General features: G+C 63.2%; 14 protein-coding genes. 5 read left to right on the plus strand and 9 right to left on the minus strand.

Features of this window, described 5'->3' with window-relative positions; genetic code table 11:
- The first annotated feature begins 11 nt into the window (after nucleotides 1–11).
- Together JOE60_RS13760 and JOE60_RS13765 are read left to right on the plus strand one after the other, a co-directional pair.
- Complete coding sequence (locus JOE60_RS13760) at nucleotides 12–803, plus strand: amino acid ABC transporter permease (RefSeq protein ID WP_167263777.1); 792 nt, start codon at nucleotides 12–14, stop codon at nucleotides 801–803.
- A gap of 11 nt (nucleotides 804–814) precedes the next feature.
- On the plus strand, nucleotides 815–1,609 hold the full coding sequence (locus JOE60_RS13765) for an amino acid ABC transporter ATP-binding protein (RefSeq protein ID WP_167263779.1): 795 nt from the start codon (nucleotides 815–817) through the stop codon (nucleotides 1,607–1,609).
- A gap of 87 nt (nucleotides 1,610–1,696) precedes the next feature.
- Here the strand turns inward: JOE60_RS13765 and menD are convergent, their stop codons facing one another.
- The 5 genes from menD to JOE60_RS13790 all read right to left on the minus strand — a co-directional run bounded on the left by menD (nucleotide 1,697) and on the right by JOE60_RS13790 (nucleotide 8,222).
- Entirely contained in the window at nucleotides 1,697–3,406 is a 1,710-nt protein-coding gene (gene menD, locus JOE60_RS13770) for a 2-succinyl-5-enolpyruvyl-6-hydroxy-3-cyclohexene-1-carboxylic-acid synthase (RefSeq protein WP_167263781.1), read from the minus strand.
- A gap of 144 nt (nucleotides 3,407–3,550) precedes the next feature.
- Entirely contained in the window at nucleotides 3,551–4,126 is a 576-nt protein-coding gene (locus tag JOE60_RS13775) for an SOUL family heme-binding protein (protein ID WP_167263783.1), read from the minus strand.
- A 267-nt stretch (nucleotides 4,127–4,393) separates the two neighbouring features.
- Nucleotides 4,394–6,484, minus strand: coding sequence for a PhoX family protein (locus JOE60_RS13780; protein WP_167263785.1), 2,091 nt, complete (start codon nucleotides 6,482–6,484; stop codon nucleotides 4,394–4,396).
- 76 nt (nucleotides 6,485–6,560) lie between these two features.
- Complete coding sequence (locus JOE60_RS13785) at nucleotides 6,561–7,580, minus strand: o-succinylbenzoate synthase (RefSeq protein WP_167263787.1); 1,020 nt, start codon at nucleotides 7,578–7,580, stop codon at nucleotides 6,561–6,563.
- A 48-nt stretch (nucleotides 7,581–7,628) separates the two neighbouring features.
- The gene (locus JOE60_RS13790) at nucleotides 7,629–8,222 is read right to left on the minus strand and encodes a hypothetical protein (protein WP_239528861.1); all 594 of its coding nucleotides are present in this window, start codon (nucleotides 8,220–8,222) and stop codon (nucleotides 7,629–7,631) included.
- Between the two features lie 103 nt (nucleotides 8,223–8,325).
- Here JOE60_RS13790 and JOE60_RS13795 point away from each other — a divergent pair, with 103 nt between their 5' ends.
- From JOE60_RS13795 to JOE60_RS13805, 3 genes are all read left to right on the plus strand, one after another.
- A complete protein-coding gene (locus tag JOE60_RS13795; protein ID WP_167263789.1) occupies nucleotides 8,326–8,955 on the plus strand; it encodes a DUF2510 domain-containing protein in 630 nt (209 codons plus the stop codon).
- 44 nt (nucleotides 8,956–8,999) lie between these two features.
- Nucleotides 9,000–9,461, plus strand: a complete 462-nt coding sequence (locus tag JOE60_RS13800; RefSeq protein WP_167263791.1) for a DUF2510 domain-containing protein — start codon at nucleotides 9,000–9,002, stop codon at nucleotides 9,459–9,461.
- 61 nt (nucleotides 9,462–9,522) lie between these two features.
- Nucleotides 9,523–10,569, plus strand: coding sequence for a LacI family DNA-binding transcriptional regulator (locus JOE60_RS13805; RefSeq protein WP_167263792.1), 1,047 nt, complete (start codon nucleotides 9,523–9,525; stop codon nucleotides 10,567–10,569).
- 124 nt (nucleotides 10,570–10,693) lie between these two features.
- On the opposite strand, the gene JOE60_RS13810 is transcribed toward JOE60_RS13805, so the two are convergent.
- Genes JOE60_RS13810 through JOE60_RS13825 form a run of 4 tightly spaced genes read right to left on the minus strand, consistent with a single transcriptional unit; the run spans nucleotide 10,694 to nucleotide 15,365 of the window.
- Complete coding sequence (locus JOE60_RS13810) at nucleotides 10,694–12,085, minus strand: glycoside hydrolase family 32 protein (RefSeq protein ID WP_167263794.1); 1,392 nt, start codon at nucleotides 12,083–12,085, stop codon at nucleotides 10,694–10,696.
- A 30-nt stretch (nucleotides 12,086–12,115) separates the two neighbouring features.
- Nucleotides 12,116–12,988 carry a carbohydrate ABC transporter permease gene (locus JOE60_RS13815; RefSeq protein WP_167263796.1) on the minus strand — a complete coding sequence of 291 codons (873 nt, stop codon included), beginning with the start codon at nucleotides 12,986–12,988 and terminating at the stop codon, nucleotides 12,116–12,118.
- 8 nt (nucleotides 12,989–12,996) lie between these two features.
- Nucleotides 12,997–13,950 (minus strand): carbohydrate ABC transporter permease, encoded by a 954-nt coding sequence (locus JOE60_RS13820; protein WP_167263798.1) that lies wholly within the window; start codon nucleotides 13,948–13,950, stop codon nucleotides 12,997–12,999.
- On the minus strand, nucleotides 13,947–15,365 hold the full coding sequence (locus JOE60_RS13825; RefSeq protein WP_167263800.1) for an ABC transporter substrate-binding protein: 1,419 nt from the start codon (nucleotides 15,363–15,365) through the stop codon (nucleotides 13,947–13,949). Before JOE60_RS13825 ends, JOE60_RS13820 begins: the two co-directional genes overlap by 4 nt.
- Nucleotides 15,366–15,419: the final 54 nt, after the last annotated feature.

Consider the following 15,419-nt stretch of genomic DNA (forward strand, 5'->3'; position numbering starts at 1 on the left):
GTGAGAACACCATGGCAATGACTGCACGTCAACGCGCCAAAGTCAGTCTGTATGTCCAAGCCGGGATCTTCGTTGTAGTCCTGGTGGCGGTAATCCTTGCCGTGGACTGGAAGACCATCGGTACCAGCGTCTTCAACTTCGGCAAGATCGGGCCGATGTTCCCGGACATCTTCCTGGTGGGCCTCAAGAACACCCTCATCTACACTGCGCTTGCGTTTGTTGTGGGCCTGTCCGGCGGTCTGCTGCTGGCCCTGATGAAGCTCTCCTCCTTCCCCCTGTACCGTTGGCTGGCCACCGGCTACATCGAGTTCTTCCGCGGCGTTCCCGCCCTGCTGGTCTTCATCGCCTTTGGCTACGGTGTTCCGTTGGCCTTCGGTGTCCAGTGGGACGTCAACATCGTGGTCATGGTTTCGCTGGGCATGGTGGCCTCGGCCTACATCGCTGAAACCCTCCGCGCAGGCCTCCAGGCCGTGCCCAAGGGCCAGATGGAAGCTGCCCGCTCACTGGGCATGCCGCAGTGGCGTGCCATGGTTTCAATCGTCATCCCCCAGGCATTCAAAATTGTCCTGCCCCCGCTGACCAACGAGATCATCCTGCTCACCAAGGACTCCTCGCTGATCTACGTCCTGGGCCTCACTGCTTCCCAGTACGAACTCACCAAGTTCGGCCGCGACGGCATCTCCAGCCTTGGCGCGGGACTCACTCCGCTCCTGGTGGCCGGTGCCTTTTACCTGGTCATCACCATCCCGTTGAGCCTCCTGGCACGGAAGTTCGAAAGCCGCTCCGCGCGGACAAAGCGATAGGCAGGACAGTCATGAATAACTCCACTGGGAGCACTGCAGGCGTCCGTGCCGCGGGCGTCGAGATCAAGGACCTGCGCAAGTCTTACGGCAGCAACGAGGTCCTCAAGGGCATCTCGCTCACTGTCGAACCCGGACAGGTTGTCTGCCTGATCGGCCCGTCGGGTTCTGGAAAGTCAACACTCCTGCGCTGCGTCAACCTGCTGGAACACCCCAATGCGGGCACCATCAACGTGGGCAAGTTCGAGGCCACGGACCCAGATGTTGACCTCAACAAAATGCGCCAAAGCGTTGGCATGGTGTTCCAGCACTTCAACCTCTTCCCGCACTTGAGCGTGCTGGACAACTGCACCATCTCGCAGATGAAGGTCCTCAAGCGTTCCAAGTCCGAGGCCGGCGACGTAGCGCGCCACAACCTCGAGCGCGTTGGCCTGGGACACTTGGCCGACCGCTTCCCGGATCAGCTCTCCGGTGGCCAGCAGCAGCGTGTTGCCATTGCGCGCGCCCTGTCCATGGACCCGCAGCTGATGCTCTTTGACGAGCCCACGTCAGCATTGGACCCGGAAACCGTGGGCGATGTCCTGGCCGTCATGCGCAAGCTGGCCCAGGAAGGCATGACCATGCTGGTGGTTACCCACGAGATGGGCTTTGCCCGAGAAGTGGCGGACCGGGTGGTCTTCATGGATGCCGGCGTTGTGGTGGAGGAAGGTCCTGCCGAGCACGTCATCAGCGCCCCTACCCAGCCGCGTACCAAGGAATTCCTGCGACGCGTCCTGGATCCCACGCACATTGGTGTGGAAGAAGCGTAGTTTCACTTATGGCGCACCCTTTCGCGCCGTTCGCACCCGCGGTACTCGGTGCGAACGGCGCCAAGGGTAGCGACGCCGCCCAGCGTGTCAGCCGGCGTTCAGGACCTGCCTCACAGCTGAGCCCACGGCTTCCTTGATGCGCGCGTGCAGCGTCCTGAGGCCTGCCCGGTCCACGCGCACCTCCACAATGCTGCGTCCCTTCAGGGGTGCCTTCAGCGCGTCGGCGAGTTCCGCCGTCGTGCTGACCGCGCTGTGTCCGACGCCGTACGCGGTGGCGAGTGCGGAGATGTCCACTGAGTGCGGGGTGCCAAAGAGGCGCTCGACGGCGGTGCCGTAGGCGCCTGAGCTGTCCACCGCACCGTGCTCGAGCAGGCCGAAGATGGCCCCGCCGGAGTCGTTGAGCACCACTATCCGCAGATCCGGCACAGGTTCACCGTGGCCCAGGAGCAGGCCGCCGGCGTCGTGCAGGAAGGTCACATCGCCCAGGAACACGGTGGTTTCGCGGCCGCTGCCCAGTGCAACTCCGGTAGCTGTGGCAATGGTCCCGTCAATGCCGGCCAGCCCGCGGTTCGCGTGCACCGTGGCCAGGGGTTCGGCGGACGGTTGACCGGCCAGGTCCACATCCCGGATGCCGTTGGAGGAGCCCAGCACCAACTGGCCGCGCGCATGCTTCCACACCGCAGCGCCCACTGAGGGGCCGGTTGCTGTGCTCCCGGCCATCAGGGTTGAATCAAGGGCATGCTGGGCCGCCGCGCCCGCAAGGAGCCAGGAATCCAACCATTCGGCAGAACCACGCCCGGCAAATTCCGCCAGTTCCGGGAGTGTCTCCAGGGGAGTTTCCCTGCGTCGGCCAGCCTCGTACCACGCCACGGGCACCGGTTGATAAATGGCGGATTCCACGGTTTCATCGGCCAGCAATGCCGAGACCGGCCGGGACAACGTGGCACGGCCGAACAGGACGACGCGTTCGATCGGGGCGTGCGATGTCCGTCCGAAGTGTTCCAGCAGCAGCCGGTAGGGGCCAATGGCGTTGGGGCCGAAGCGCGCGTTGGATGACGGTTCGGCCAGCAACGGCAACCCATGGGCTCTGGCAAATGCTTCGGCCACGGGACCGGCGTCATGACCGGCCACCACCACCGTCCGACGCTCAGCGAGTTCGCTGGAAGCCGGCGGGAGATCGAGAGTCCGGGGACCGGCGTCGTAATGGAACACGCCCCTGCCCTCCATTGCGGGGAGGGCATCCCCCACCTCCGGTACCAGTGGATCACGGAAGGCAAGGTTTATTTGGACTGGCCCGGGAGGTGTGTCCGCAAGTGCTCCGGTGGCAGCGTAAAGGGCGGTGGCAACAGCCTTTTGGGGGTGGTCCCCTGCCTGGATGTCGACGGCGAACCTCACGTGATCGCCAAAAAGGTCCAGTTGGATGGTGGTTTGGTTGGCCCCGGTTCCGTGAAGTTCCTGGGGCCGGTCAGCGGAAACCACCACCACAGGGACAGCTGAATGGTTGGCTTCCATCACGGCGGGCAGCAGGTTTCCCACTGCTGTGCCGGAGGTGGTCACCACCGCCACGGGCGCCTGGGTGGACAGGGCCAAGCCCAGTGCGGTGAAGCCGGCGTCGCGCTCATCGATCCGGACATGGAGCCGGACGCGGCCCGAGGTTTCTGCTTCGGCCAGGGCATAGGCCATGGGCGCAGACCGTGAACCGGGCGATACCACCACGTGCCGCACACCGCCGTCCAGCAGAGCTGTTACTGCGATCCTCGCAGCGCCGAGGGATGTCAGAGAGTCCTGGGAAGTCACCGTTCCAGTCTATTGGCGCCCCACGGTCCCTCTCTCACATCCCGACGCCCTTCCCCCATCGCTCTCTCACATCCCGACGCCCTTCCCCCATCGCTCTCTCACATCCCCACCCCAAACCACCGTCCCTCTCTCACGTCCCTGCGGTTACTGTTCCTCGACGTCGATCATGACTTCGTTGTGGCGCAAGAACCACGGCTTGAAGGGCGGATCGAAGCGTGCAAATCTGTGTGATCCGTGGGGAATCAGGCCTGCCACCTTCAGCGCCTCATTCAACGCGACGGTGTGGCGCTGGAAGGCCTCGGCCGAACCGTTTCCGGTGAAGCGTGCTACAGCCACCAACGCCGCTGGCACCTCACGGATTTTCACCCTGGGCTCGTCTGGAATGGGTGCCGTTTCTGCTGTCAGTCCGGCTGGCAGGACGAATGCCACCGTGTAGTCGTTGTCTGCACCTCCGCCGGATGGACCGCTCTGGAGGACCGGCGCCGTCATTGACAATTTTTCTGAGGACCCTGATTCCTGTACCACCGGGGCAGTCATGGACAGCTTACGTTGAGCCCTGTTGCTGCCACTGATGTAGTTGAAGAGGTATCGGAAAGCCTCATTGCCTGCGCGATCGAAGCTGGCGTTCACGTGCACTTCGGCAAGAACGTGCTTGGGATATCGGCGCAGTTCAAAGTGGGCATACTGCTGGACCCGGTCATAGGGCTGTTGTTCAGTCATGGTGGGACTGACCCTACGCCTGAGCCGGTCGGCCTACCAGAGTCGTTGAGGGCGGGATGTGAGAGAAGGACCCGGGAAAGAGGGCGGGATGTGAGAGAAGGACCCGGGAAAGAGGGCGGGATGTGAGAGAAGGACCCGGGAAAAAGGGCGGGATGTGAGAGAAGGACCCGGGAAAAAGGGTGGGATGTGAGAGAGGGACAGTGGTGGGTGTTCTCCCGCCCAGGACGGCTGGGCGGGAGAACACTGATCTGGCCGGAGATTCCGGTGCTACTTGCGGAACACCTGCACCACGGCGGGACGCGGTGCGCGGACAGCTCCTGCTGCGGGTGCTGAGCCAGCCGGTACATAATCCGGGAAGAAGGAGTGCGGAGCTTCGAACGTGCCTTCCTCGCCCGGGTGCTGGACGGCTACGAACACTGTGCGCTCGTCGTCGTGCACAATCGGGCCACAGGTTTCGGCGTCACGCGGGACGGCCAGGAACTGTTCCACCTTGCCGCGCTCCGGACCTTCCAGGGTGACTTTGAACAGGCCGTCATTGTAGCCGATGGTGGACGGAGCGCCGTCGGTGGAGATCCACAGGTTTCCTACGGAGTCGAAGGCCACGTTGTCAGGGCACGAGATCGGCGAGACCTTGTCAGCCGGGAATCCTGAGAAGTACGTGGAGGCGTTCTTGGACGAATCGCCAGCAACCAGCAGCAGGGTCCAGTTGAACTTGGTGCCAACCTGGTCCTTGCCTTCGGTGATTTCCACAATGTGGCCGTCACGGTTGAGGGCGCGGGGGTTGACCTCCGTGGCGCCTTCCTTGCCGGCCTTTCCGCGATCCGAGTTGTTGGTGCAGGCGACGTAGACCTTGCCCGTGCGGAGGTTGGGCTGGACGTCCTCGCAGCGGTCCATCTTGGTGGGGCCAACCTTGTCTGCGGCCAGGCGCGTGTAAACCAGGACCTCGGCAACGGACATTCCAGGAACTGCCGAGGCGCCACCAACCACCAGAGGCAACCATTCGCCGGAGCCATCGAAAGCTCCGTCACTGGGAAGCTTGCCGGTGCCGTCGATCTCGGCTGCCGGTGAGTCCCCCGTGAACCGGGCCACGTAAAGGTCACCTTCGGAGAGCAGGTTCATGTTGTTCTTGCGGGCCGCCTTGGAATCCCCGGCCTGGTACTTCCCCTTCGAGACAAACTTGTAGAGGTAATCGAAACGCTCGTCATCTCCCATGTAGGCCACTACCTTGCCGTTGGGAGCAACAATGACGTTGGCGCCCTCGTGCTTGAAACGACCCATGGCGGAGTGCTTCCTGGGCGTCGAGGTGGGGTCGAAGGGGTCGACTTCCACGATCCAGCCAAAGCGGTTGCTCTCGTTGGCGTACCCGGAGTTACGGGTATCAAAGCGCGGCTCGTCCAGCTCCCACTGACGGGTGGTGGGCTTGGCGGAGAGACCGTAGCGCTTGTCGCCGTCGCTGGTTCCCGGGGAGGCAAAGTAGCCGTTGAAGTTTTCTTCGCCGGACAGGATGGTGCCCCACGGTGTAGTGCCGCCGGAGCAGTTACCCAAGGTGCCCTTGATCCAACGGCCGGCGGGGTCGTCAATGGTCTTGACCAAATTGGTGCCGGCGGCGGGACCGGTCAGCTCATACACGGTGTCCGTGAGGAAACGGCGGTTGAGGGCAGCACCCTGGACGTAGCTCCACGGCTTGTTCTTGTTCTTGCGCTCCAGCTCCACCACGGCCAAGCCATGGGCAGCACGGCCGATTGCCCGGGCCTCGGCGGGGTCGAATCCCACGGGCAGCATGATGTTCTCATTGGTGTACTCGTGGTTGGTGAAGAGCACGGCCCGCCGGTCCTTGGAATCAGGGATGGGGAGTATGTCCGTGTAGTCGTTGTTGTAGCCAAACTGGCGGGCTTGGGCAGCAGCCGTCTGCTTATTGAGGTCGAAGGCCGGTGAATCGGCAAACAGGGGGTCGCCCCAACGAATGATGGGGTTCCAGCCGAATCCCTCCGGAACTGTGAAAGCATCCACGGCTGCATCCACGGGCTTGATGGGCGTGAATTTCAGTTTGGCTTTGTCGAAGCCCTTCTTCGCCGCGTCCGACAAACCATTGCCCGGGTCCGCCACTGCTGCGTCGCCGCCGGAAAGGGCGCCACTGAAAACGACGGCGAGCGCGCCTGCAGCGCCAAGTCCCAGTGCTGCGCGGCGGGACATGGCTGTTGAGGCGATGTCGCGGAAGTAGCCGTTGGCGCTGGTGTTGCAGACATCGCCGGAGCAGGCGTTGTCACACTTAAGCGCACAGGTCACGGCGCTGCGCTTGCCCTTGGTGTGCCCAAGCATGGGCAGCAATGGGAATGAGCGTCCGGTGGTTTCAGACATGGGGGGACCTTCCAGAGGGGATACGAGGTTCCCGGTGAGCTTGTCAGCGCAAACCGAATCTGAGAGGACGCCCGGGTTAATCGCGGGTGAACAAACCGTCGGGCTCTCCGTCCAACACGGCGTGCACCCTGCGGAGGCGCTCAAGCCACCAGTCCCGCCGATCGCCGGACGCTGCGTACCGTTCCAGCAGCCCAGCGTCCGCTGCGACGTCCCGCAGCCGGATGGTGCCGTCGTCGGCCACTAGAGGGTCCAGGGTGATGTCCGAGGTGAAGAGCGAAACGGTGCCCAAGCCGCACGCGTAGGGAAGTGAAGGGAGCGCGGCGGCAAGCGCCAGCCCGGCACGGATACCCACGGAGGTGTCCAATGCGGAACTTACGACGGCGGGCAGCCCGGCCTGCTGGACAATCTCCAGTGCGCGCTGCACTCCCCCGAGTGGTGCCACCTTGACGACGATGAGGTCCGCCGCGCCGGCCCTGGCGACGCGGAGGGGATCTGATTCTTTCCGTACGCTCTCATCCGCGGCGATGAGGACGGGTGTGCCGGCTGCTGCGAGGCGGCGGCGGACCTCGGCAAGACCGTCGATGGTTGGTACGGGTTGTTCGGCGTATTCCAGGCCGACGCCGGACAGCGCACCAAGTGCCGTGACTGCGGTGTCGATGTCCCACCCACCGTTGGCGTCAACGCGGATGGCGGCGTCCGGCAACGCTTCACGGACCGCGTTGACGCGGGCAACGTCTTCCGCCAACTCCTGACCGCGTTCGGCCACTTTGATCTTGACGGCATCCACCCGCCCAAACCTTCCCAGCACCTCCGGAACGCGCTCGGCCCCTACAGCCGGAACAGTCGCATTAACAGGGATGCTCTGCCTCAGCGGAGCTGGAAATCCCTTCCACCCGGCCTCTATCGCTGCCGCCAGCCACCGGGACGCCTCATGGTCGCCGTATTCCGGGAAAGGGCAGAACTCGCCCCAGCCGAGCGGACCCCGCAGCAGCAGTGTTTCGCGCTCCATGATGCCGCGGAATTTCACCCTCATGGGCAGCGAAACGACGTGGGCGGAGTCGAGAAGTTCTTCGAGAGCAGGCAGGTGAGCAGGCATATTGTCACTGTACCGGCGGCTCTTCACCCGCAATGCCCACCAGTGAAGCTATGTGGAAAAGTAGTTGCGCACCCTGCCTAAAGCTTGATCAATGGGCTCCCAGGGGAGGACCACAGTGGACTCGTCGATCCCAAGCCCGGCCCAACGGGCCACCAGTAGGATGTCGCCTCCTGCCGCGAGCGGCCAAAGCCAGTATCGGCCTGAACCTTGAACGTGGAAGTCATTGCTGCCGCTTCCCCCGCCACCCAAAACGGTCAGCACCGGCCCTGCGGGATCTTCGCGTGCGGAGGCGTCATGGAAGGTTGCTGCAACTCTGCGGTCATCGGCCAGCTTCACCCCCAGTTCCAGTCCCGATCCAACTCCTGAGAGAGGGCGATTGAAACTTTCTTCCGCGAGTTCCCGCCATTGCCCGTCCGATTCATTGCCCCGGCGAACGGACCACACCAGAGTCAGCAAACACCCCGTGCTGTAAACCTCCAGCGTCTTCACCGCCAGGACAGTGTGTTCACCGCGGTGAAGAAATTCGCCGATGTCCACTGTTCCCGGCAGTTCGTCCGTGGGCGGACCGGACCATGCCGGACGAATCGGTTGCGGCGGGGTGGTCCGGGCTGGGGGCTCCGGGAGGTGTTCGAAGAAGCTCATAGTCAATCCATACACCGCCCCGCCGCGTCATGGGAGTCCCGCCTGACAAGAGAGAGCCAGCAACCGCGATATTCTCGAAGTCACGACTCAATGTGGGGACATCATGACTCAATCAACGCCCGGTTCTGCAACACCTCCCGGCTGGTACCCGGACCCTTCAGACGCACGGTTTGTCCGCTGGTGGGATGGTACCTCCTGGACTGCCCATCAATCTCCGCGCGCCATGCAGTACCAGGCGCCCGTCCTTCCGCGGCGCCGCGAGATCAGTGAGCAGACGCCGGTGTACAACGCGTTCATCTGGGCCATCACGTTGCTGCCCTTGGTATCGGTAATTTTCATGCTGAGCTGGCAGCCTGAATTCCGCATGATGACCACCCGGCAGGGTGTCCGGACAATTGATCCGTTCTCCATCTACACCCCCGCATACTTCCTGCTGATCGGGTCCAGCTTTGTGGCTTATGGATTGTCGGTGTTCTTCGCTTTCCTGGACCGTCAGCGCCTGCTGAAGGCCGGCGTCGAACGTCCTTTCCACTGGGCCTGGACGTTCCTCAACTCAGCGGTCTACATCATTGGCCGTTCCGTGGTTGTCAATAAGGTGGCCCCAAAGCGTGGGCTGTGGCCCATCTGGGTGACTATCGCGCTGGTGATCCTCAGCATTGTGGTGGCGGGAATCTGGAGCACCAACATGATGCAATCCATGTACAACCAGCTGGGTTACTCGGTCAACGCGTGACAGCAGCACCTGGCTGGTATCCGCCGTAGGTAACGCCACGGCCCATGTTGGCCGAAGAACAGGCAGTTGGCAACGCGTTCATCTGGCTGCTCTCTTGCCTCCCGTTTGGTGTGGGCATCCTGATGCTGACGTGGAACCCGGAAGTTCACACATATATTGCCAGCACCGGCTACCTGTCCATCGATCGCACCTACATCTTCACTGCAAGCTATTTCGCGACCGTGATCGGCTTGCTCCTCACGTACGGCGCAACTGTGGTCCTCGCTGTGTTCGATTACAGGTGGCTCTCCCGCAAAGGCGTCGTGCGTCCCTTCAGCTGGGCTTGGTCGTTCGCCGGCGGAGTGCCTTATGTCATTGGTCGAGCAGTGATAATTCACAAGGTTGCCCCACGGAGAGGGCTGTGGCCCATCGCGGTCATCGTTTCCGGCTGGGGCCTTTACTTTGTGGCCGGGTTCGCCAAAATGCTGCCCTTCATGCAATCGGTGTTCTACGAACTGGGATACTGAACCCCACGCCCTCACACGCGTTAGGTAGACTGCAGGGAACCACGCACGGAAGGGCGTTCCCATGAACCGCAAGGCCACCGCACTGGACGTCGCCAAGAGGGCAGGCGTCTCAAGGAGCGCGGTCTCCCTGGTTCTGAACGGCCGGGGCGATGGGAACGTGGCCAAGGAAAGCCAGGACCGGATCCGCCAGGCTGCCGAGGAACTGAAGTACACGCCGAACGCGATCGCCCTGAGCCTCCGGAACCAGCGATCCCGCGTGATCGGCATTCTCTCGGACGAAGTTGTGGTGAGCCCGTTCGACGGCAACATCATCGGCGGCGCTGACGACGTTGCCCGGAGCCGCGGATTCGTCACCGTTGTCATGGACACTGAGCGCGATACGTCCAGGGATGCGAGCGCCATTGAGACCCTGCTGGACCGGCAGGTTGATGGCCTCATGTATGTGACCGTGGGCCTGAAGCCGCTTGCCGTGCCGCCGGGGATGTTTCGGGTTCCGTCCGTCCTGGCCAATTGCTATGACGAACACCCTCAGCCCCAGCTGCACCATGTCATTCCGGATGAGGTGGCCGGAGGCCGGGAAGCCACCGAACATTTGTTGCAGTTGGGCCACACGGACATCGCGCTGCTGGCAGGTTCCGTGGAGTCGCCTGCCGCTCCCCTGCGCGTCCAGGGCTACCGGGAGGCGTACCTCGGAGCCGGACTTACCGTCAATGAGGGCCGCATTTTCATGGCCGGGTGGGACATCGACGCCGGCTTCCACGGTGCCATGAAACTGCTCGACGGCGTTTCCCCGGCTGACCGGCCCACCGCCATCATGTGCGCCAACGATCGCTTGGCCATCGGCGTGACCCTGGCAGCCGCCCGCCTGGGACTCAGCATCCCGCAAGATCTGTCCGTGATGGGTTATGACAATGAGGCCAGGATTGCGGACACCATGGTCCCCGCCCTCACCACCATGGCCTTGCCTTTGCGCGAGATTGGCCGGGCCGCAATGACCACGCTCCTTGACGCGATCGAGAACGGGACGGGAGCGGAGGGAACCACCATGGAAACGATGGTCCCCTGCCGCCTTGTCACCCGGGACTCCACCGGCCCCGTACCCAGATAGCCCGCGAATGCGTCGTCAACCCGCTCACACGTTGCGGGCCAGCAACGGCATAGCTGGCCAGCAACGGTATAGCGGGCCAGCAACGGTACGGCGGCCCAACAGACGTACGACGCCGGCCTGCCGCCTACTCGGGCAGCGTCAACTCCCAGACGTCGGCAGTCGCGGTAGCGGGCAGGGTGAGCTGCCATTCCTCCCCCGGAGCCGGGTAGGCACGCACAGTGGTGGCAACAGAGCCCGTCCGGTAGACCTCCACCAGTGAGGTATCGATGAAGATGCGGAGTTCTTCCCCGTCAACGATTGACCCGGCGTAGACCACCTGCCCGCCGGACCCCAGGGTGAGTTCCACAGGACCGGAACCGGATACCAGCACCTCTGCAAAAGCCGGTACGGCCACGGCTCCCCCGGCCGCGGAAGCGACGAGAGGGCCCCTGTATGCGGACACTTCGGGAGCGGGAGCAACCACCAATTCCCCGGAGGCCACAGACAAAACGCGAGGATGCGTCAGCACACCCGACCACCCGGCGTCGTCGATTTCCTGCTGGGACCGGCCCCGCCGGCCGTCCCGTCCGGGGCCTTCGTTGGCCCAACCCCACAGCAGCGCCGCAGGCGAAGAAGCAGGCCCAGAAGAAGGCGCAGAACCGTGGGCGATCTGGACAATCTGGGGTGCGTAGAAGTCGCGGCCCAGGTCTGACCTGCCGCCAGCGGACGGGGTGAACACGGGGAGCCCGGAGGTAGGGTCGGCCGTCAGGGAACCGATCAGGTGCCCCACCCCATTGGCGTGCTCGTGGTCGTCTCCGGAGAGCCACAGGGAGAACATCATGACCCACGTTGACTCACCGGAGGTGTTTGGGACCTGCACCAGCTGCGGGCATTCCCAAATCTCGGCGGGTGTGTGGACAGCGGCTACGGGGTCGGCGCTGGTCAGCCAAATACCGTGGTACTCCCACGCGTCCATGTCAGACACCGTGTACAGCAGCAGTGCAGCCCGGCCATCGGAGAGCCCGGCGCCCTGCATGGCATAGCGCACACCCTCAAACATGAAGATGAAGGGATCCCGTACTGCGGTGACCAAGGGATCTGCCGGCATGGAGGCGGCAACGTGCCCGTCCTGCTCCCAGGACACCAAGTCGGCGGACCCGCGGGCGATCACTACCTGCGAGTGGCCTCCGTGATCCTTGATGCCGGAGTAGGCAGCGGTGGGTACGCCACCGTCCAGCGTGACCACGCCCGTCCAGCATCCGGCGGAGTCGGGCCCGCCCTGCTGTGGGACCAGTGCCACCGGATGTTCTTCCCACCGGACCAGGTCCGGCGAGCTCACATGGCCCCACTGGATCTGGTGGTGCCGCGCGGACAGTGGGTTGTATTGGAAGAACACGTGGTACTGCCCGTTGATGTAGCTGACCCCGTTGGGATCGTTGATCCAGCCTTGCGCGGGCCTGGGGTGGAACCGCGGGAATGCCGGGTCAGGGTGCGTGGCAGCGGCGGCCAGGGCGGAAGATACTGCAAGGTCCGTCAAGAGAAATGCCTTTCAAAGAGGAGAAGGGAACTACTTGCCCGTGCCGGCGGTGAGCCCGTCCTGCAGCGCGCGCTGGCCGAACATGAACACCACCAGCGCGGGAATCATGGAGAGGACAACACCGGCAAGCACCACGGAGATGCTTCCTGTGCCCAAGTTGCCTTGGAGGGACACCAGCCCCAGCGGGAGGGTGAAGTTCTGCTCGGAGATGGTCATGATGAGCGGCCTGAAGAATTCGTTCCAGTGGAAGTTGAACGCCAGAATCCCAACAATCGCCAACCCCGGTACGGCCAGCGGCGCATACACGGACCGGAACGTCCGCCACGGTGAGGCGCCATCGATGGCTGCCGCTTCAGCGAGCTCACCGGGCAACCCCAGGAAGTACTGCCGCATCAGGAAGGTGCCGAACGCCGTCGGGATGGCCGGAATGATCAACGCGAGCAGCGTGTCAGAAAGCCCCACGCCGCGGATGAGCATGAACACGGGCACGATCGTCACCTGGGCAGGCACCATCATGGTGGCCAGCACGATCGAGAACAGCGCACCGCGCCCCCGGAAACGCAGGTGGGCGAAGGCGTAACCCGCCAGTGCTGCCGTGACCATCTGCCCTACGGCGATCAGGCCGGTGACCAGGGCGCTGTTAAGCACCAGGAGCACGATGTTGAGCTGCTTGAATACCTGCGCGTAGGAGGTGAAATCGGGGTTGAGCGGCAGGAACGCCGGCGGCAGTTGAAATGATTCCGACGGCGGCCGCAGCGATGTTGACAGCGTCCACAGAACGGGACCCAGGACAAAGACGGACGCGATCAGCAGGACGATGACGCGGACGGCCACTGACCAGTCGCGCTTCTTCCGTGGGCGGACAGGAGCTGGAGCCTCAGTGCGGTCTGAAATGGTGGTCATGGCGGGCCTCACTGGTAGAAGACGAATCGTTTGCTGAGCCGGAACTGCGCGGCAGTGATGGCCATGATGATCAGTGTCAGGATCACGCCGATCGCGGAAGCCTGGCCGAATTCGAGGCGTTGGAATGCGGACTCGAAGATGACCATCACTGCTGTGCGGGTGGAGTCACCTGGCCCGCCACGGGTCAGGACGTACGGCTGATCGAACACTTGGAGCGCGTTGATGATGGCCATCACCGAGGCCACCAAGGTGGTGGGGCTGAGCAGGGGCAGCGTCACGAACCAATGCTTGCGCCAGCCGGTGGCGCCATCAATGGACGCTGCCTCGTACGTTTCCACCGGGATGGAGGCCAAACCGCCAATGAACAGCAGGAACGAGAATCCGAAGTTCTGCCACACATACACAAGAATCACGACGGCGGCAGACCCGGTTGGCGTGGTCAGCCACGGTACCGCTGGGATGCCAATGAGGGACAGCAACCAGTTCACTACGCCGAACTGTTCGTTGAAGAGGTAACGCATGAAAATCGACACTGAGGCTGCGGAGAGAATCAGCGGGAAGAAGAAAGCGGAGCGGAAGAACACCCGCAGCCAGGCCGGGAGCTTCTCCTGCACCATGATCGCCAAACCCAGTGCCAGGCCCAACTGCAAGGCCACCGCGATGATCACAAACACGATGGTGTTCAGGAAGGAAACCCGGACGGTGGGGTCCTGCACCACTTCTGCGAAGTTGTCGAAACCCACGAACGTGGGCGCGGAGATGATGTCCCACCTGAAGAACGCCAGCGCAATCGAGGCGACGATCGGCAGCAGGGTGAAGATGCCCATCCCTGCGATGGTGGGAGCCAGGAAGGCCCAGGGCAGCCACCGCTGTTGCACGCGGCCCCGCTTTGTGGGCTGGGATTCCCGCTTGTGGGACGGCTTGGCTCCCGCGCCGGTGGGCGTGCTGGTTGCGGTGCTCATGGCTGCCTCCTCAGGGCAAGTTCGAGGTCGCGCTGCATGGAGCTGAGGGCATCTTTGAGTTGGCGCTCATCACCGCTGACAGCCAGGGATACGTTTTTCATGAGGGCGGTCTCGACGGCGGCCTGCTGGGGTGGCGCTGGAATGGGACCTGTGGTGGGGAACCTGTCCAGGGTGTCGTAGAAGACCTTCCAGTGACGCGGGCCGGTGCCTGCGTAGAGCTGCTCGTTCACCATGGAACGGCGGGCAGGTGTTGTGTTGGGCGTGGGGAACACAATCTGCATCGCCTCGAGGCTGGAGCTGAACTTCACCCATTCCCAGGCGGCGTCTTTGTCCTTGGCTGTCCTCATGATGGCGTATCCCGCCGTGCCGAACTGGTGGCGTTGGCTGCGCCATTTGGGGAAGAACTGGACGTCGAACCCATCCTCGGTCATCCCGGTTTCATGGAGGCCTTGCACCCAGTAGCCGCCGGCCGGCGTCGTACCTATCCTGTTGGAGGCGAAGAGGCCAATCAGTGAGCTTCCGCCGCCTTCCTCGGGCCGGACTCCCAAGCCATCTTTGACGAGGCCGCGGAGGTAATCGAAGGATTCGAAGACCCGGGGGTCATCAGCGTTGGGTTCCAGCCACTGGTAGCCGCCGGAGCGGAGGCTGCGGGAGGGATCGTTGGCGTAGAAGTTGTCCCACAGCCAGTTGCCACCGGGCGACTTTGTTTCCTTGAGGAAGCTGGTGTCGTTGGCGTAGAGCCACGGCACCACTCCCCCGAACAGTCGGTTGGTCCAGTAGTACGGCGTGAAGTCCTTGGGGTTGGATTTCTTCATGGCCGCCAAGGTGGCGCGAAAATCTGTGTGGGTCCAATCGTCGGCGGGCCGTTCCAGGCCGGCCTTACTGAGCGCAGTGGTGTTGTAATACATGTTGGCCGCGTTCCAGTCGATGGGCAGCTGAAACAGGCTTCCCTTGTACATGAAGGCCTCCACCAGGCTGGGGTGGACGTCTTCGAAATACTCCTTCATATCCGCTGCATCGCGGCGAAGGTACTCATCCAAAGGGTGGGCCAGCTTTTCGGCGAACAGCTGGGCGCCTTCCGTTGCCACGTAGACCACGTCCGGCGGGGTTCCGGCGGCCACCATGGTGAGGATCTTGGTGAAGAAGTCCTTCCAATCGACGGCTTGGATCGCCTGGACCTTCACTTTAATGTCCGGGTGGACTTTGGAGAAAGCGTCAATGACCTTTTGACGGGCCGCGGCGTCCGTTGCCGTGCCCATGATGGCGATGCTGAGGCTGCTGTCTCCCCGGCCTGGAATGTCTGTTCCGGTTAAGCGCGGCCACGACGCCGCGGTTACTCCAACGATTCCGGCACCGAGGGCTGTGAGGGCTGTTCTGCGTGTGAATTGTCGCAAAGCCCCATTGGTTCCCGGCATGTAGATTTCCTTCCCTAACACGTGTTAGGAAGCGTACGCTCGTCGCCTAACACG

The sequence above is a fragment of the Paenarthrobacter ilicis genome, assembly GCF_016907545.1.
Lineage (GTDB): Bacteria > Actinomycetota > Actinomycetes > Actinomycetales > Micrococcaceae > Arthrobacter > Arthrobacter ilicis.

What these genes read in the sequence shown, in the direction of transcription:
- JOE60_RS13760 (WP_167263777.1), top strand. Translation starts at nt 12, where the DNA reads ATGGCAATGACTGCACGTCAACGCGCCAAAGTCAGTCTGTATGTCCAA.
- JOE60_RS13765 (WP_167263779.1), top strand. Translation starts at nt 815, where the DNA reads ATGAATAACTCCACTGGGAGCACTGCAGGCGTCCGTGCCGCGGGCGTC.
- JOE60_RS13775 (WP_167263783.1), bottom strand. Translation starts at nt 4,126, where the DNA reads ATGACTGAACAACAGCCCTATGACCGGGTCCAGCAGTATGCCCACTTT.
- JOE60_RS13780 (WP_167263785.1), bottom strand. Translation starts at nt 6,484, where the DNA reads ATGTCTGAAACCACCGGACGCTCATTCCCATTGCTGCCCATGCTTGGG.
- JOE60_RS13785 (WP_167263787.1), bottom strand. Translation starts at nt 7,580, where the DNA reads ATGCCTGCTCACCTGCCTGCTCTCGAAGAACTTCTCGACTCCGCCCAC.
- JOE60_RS13790 (WP_239528861.1), bottom strand. Translation starts at nt 8,222, where the DNA reads ATGAGCTTCTTCGAACACCTCCCGGAGCCCCCAGCCCGGACCACCCCG.
- JOE60_RS13795 (WP_167263789.1), top strand. Translation starts at nt 8,326, where the DNA reads ATGACTCAATCAACGCCCGGTTCTGCAACACCTCCCGGCTGGTACCCG.
- JOE60_RS13800 (WP_167263791.1), top strand. Translation starts at nt 9,000, where the DNA reads ATGTTGGCCGAAGAACAGGCAGTTGGCAACGCGTTCATCTGGCTGCTC.
- JOE60_RS13805 (WP_167263792.1), top strand. Translation starts at nt 9,523, where the DNA reads ATGAACCGCAAGGCCACCGCACTGGACGTCGCCAAGAGGGCAGGCGTC.
- JOE60_RS13815 (WP_167263796.1), bottom strand. Translation starts at nt 12,988, where the DNA reads ATGACCACCATTTCAGACCGCACTGAGGCTCCAGCTCCTGTCCGCCCA.
- JOE60_RS13820 (WP_167263798.1), bottom strand. Translation starts at nt 13,950, where the DNA reads ATGAGCACCGCAACCAGCACGCCCACCGGCGCGGGAGCCAAGCCGTCC.
- JOE60_RS13825 (WP_167263800.1), bottom strand. Translation starts at nt 15,365, where the DNA reads ATGCCGGGAACCAATGGGGCTTTGCGACAATTCACACGCAGAACAGCC.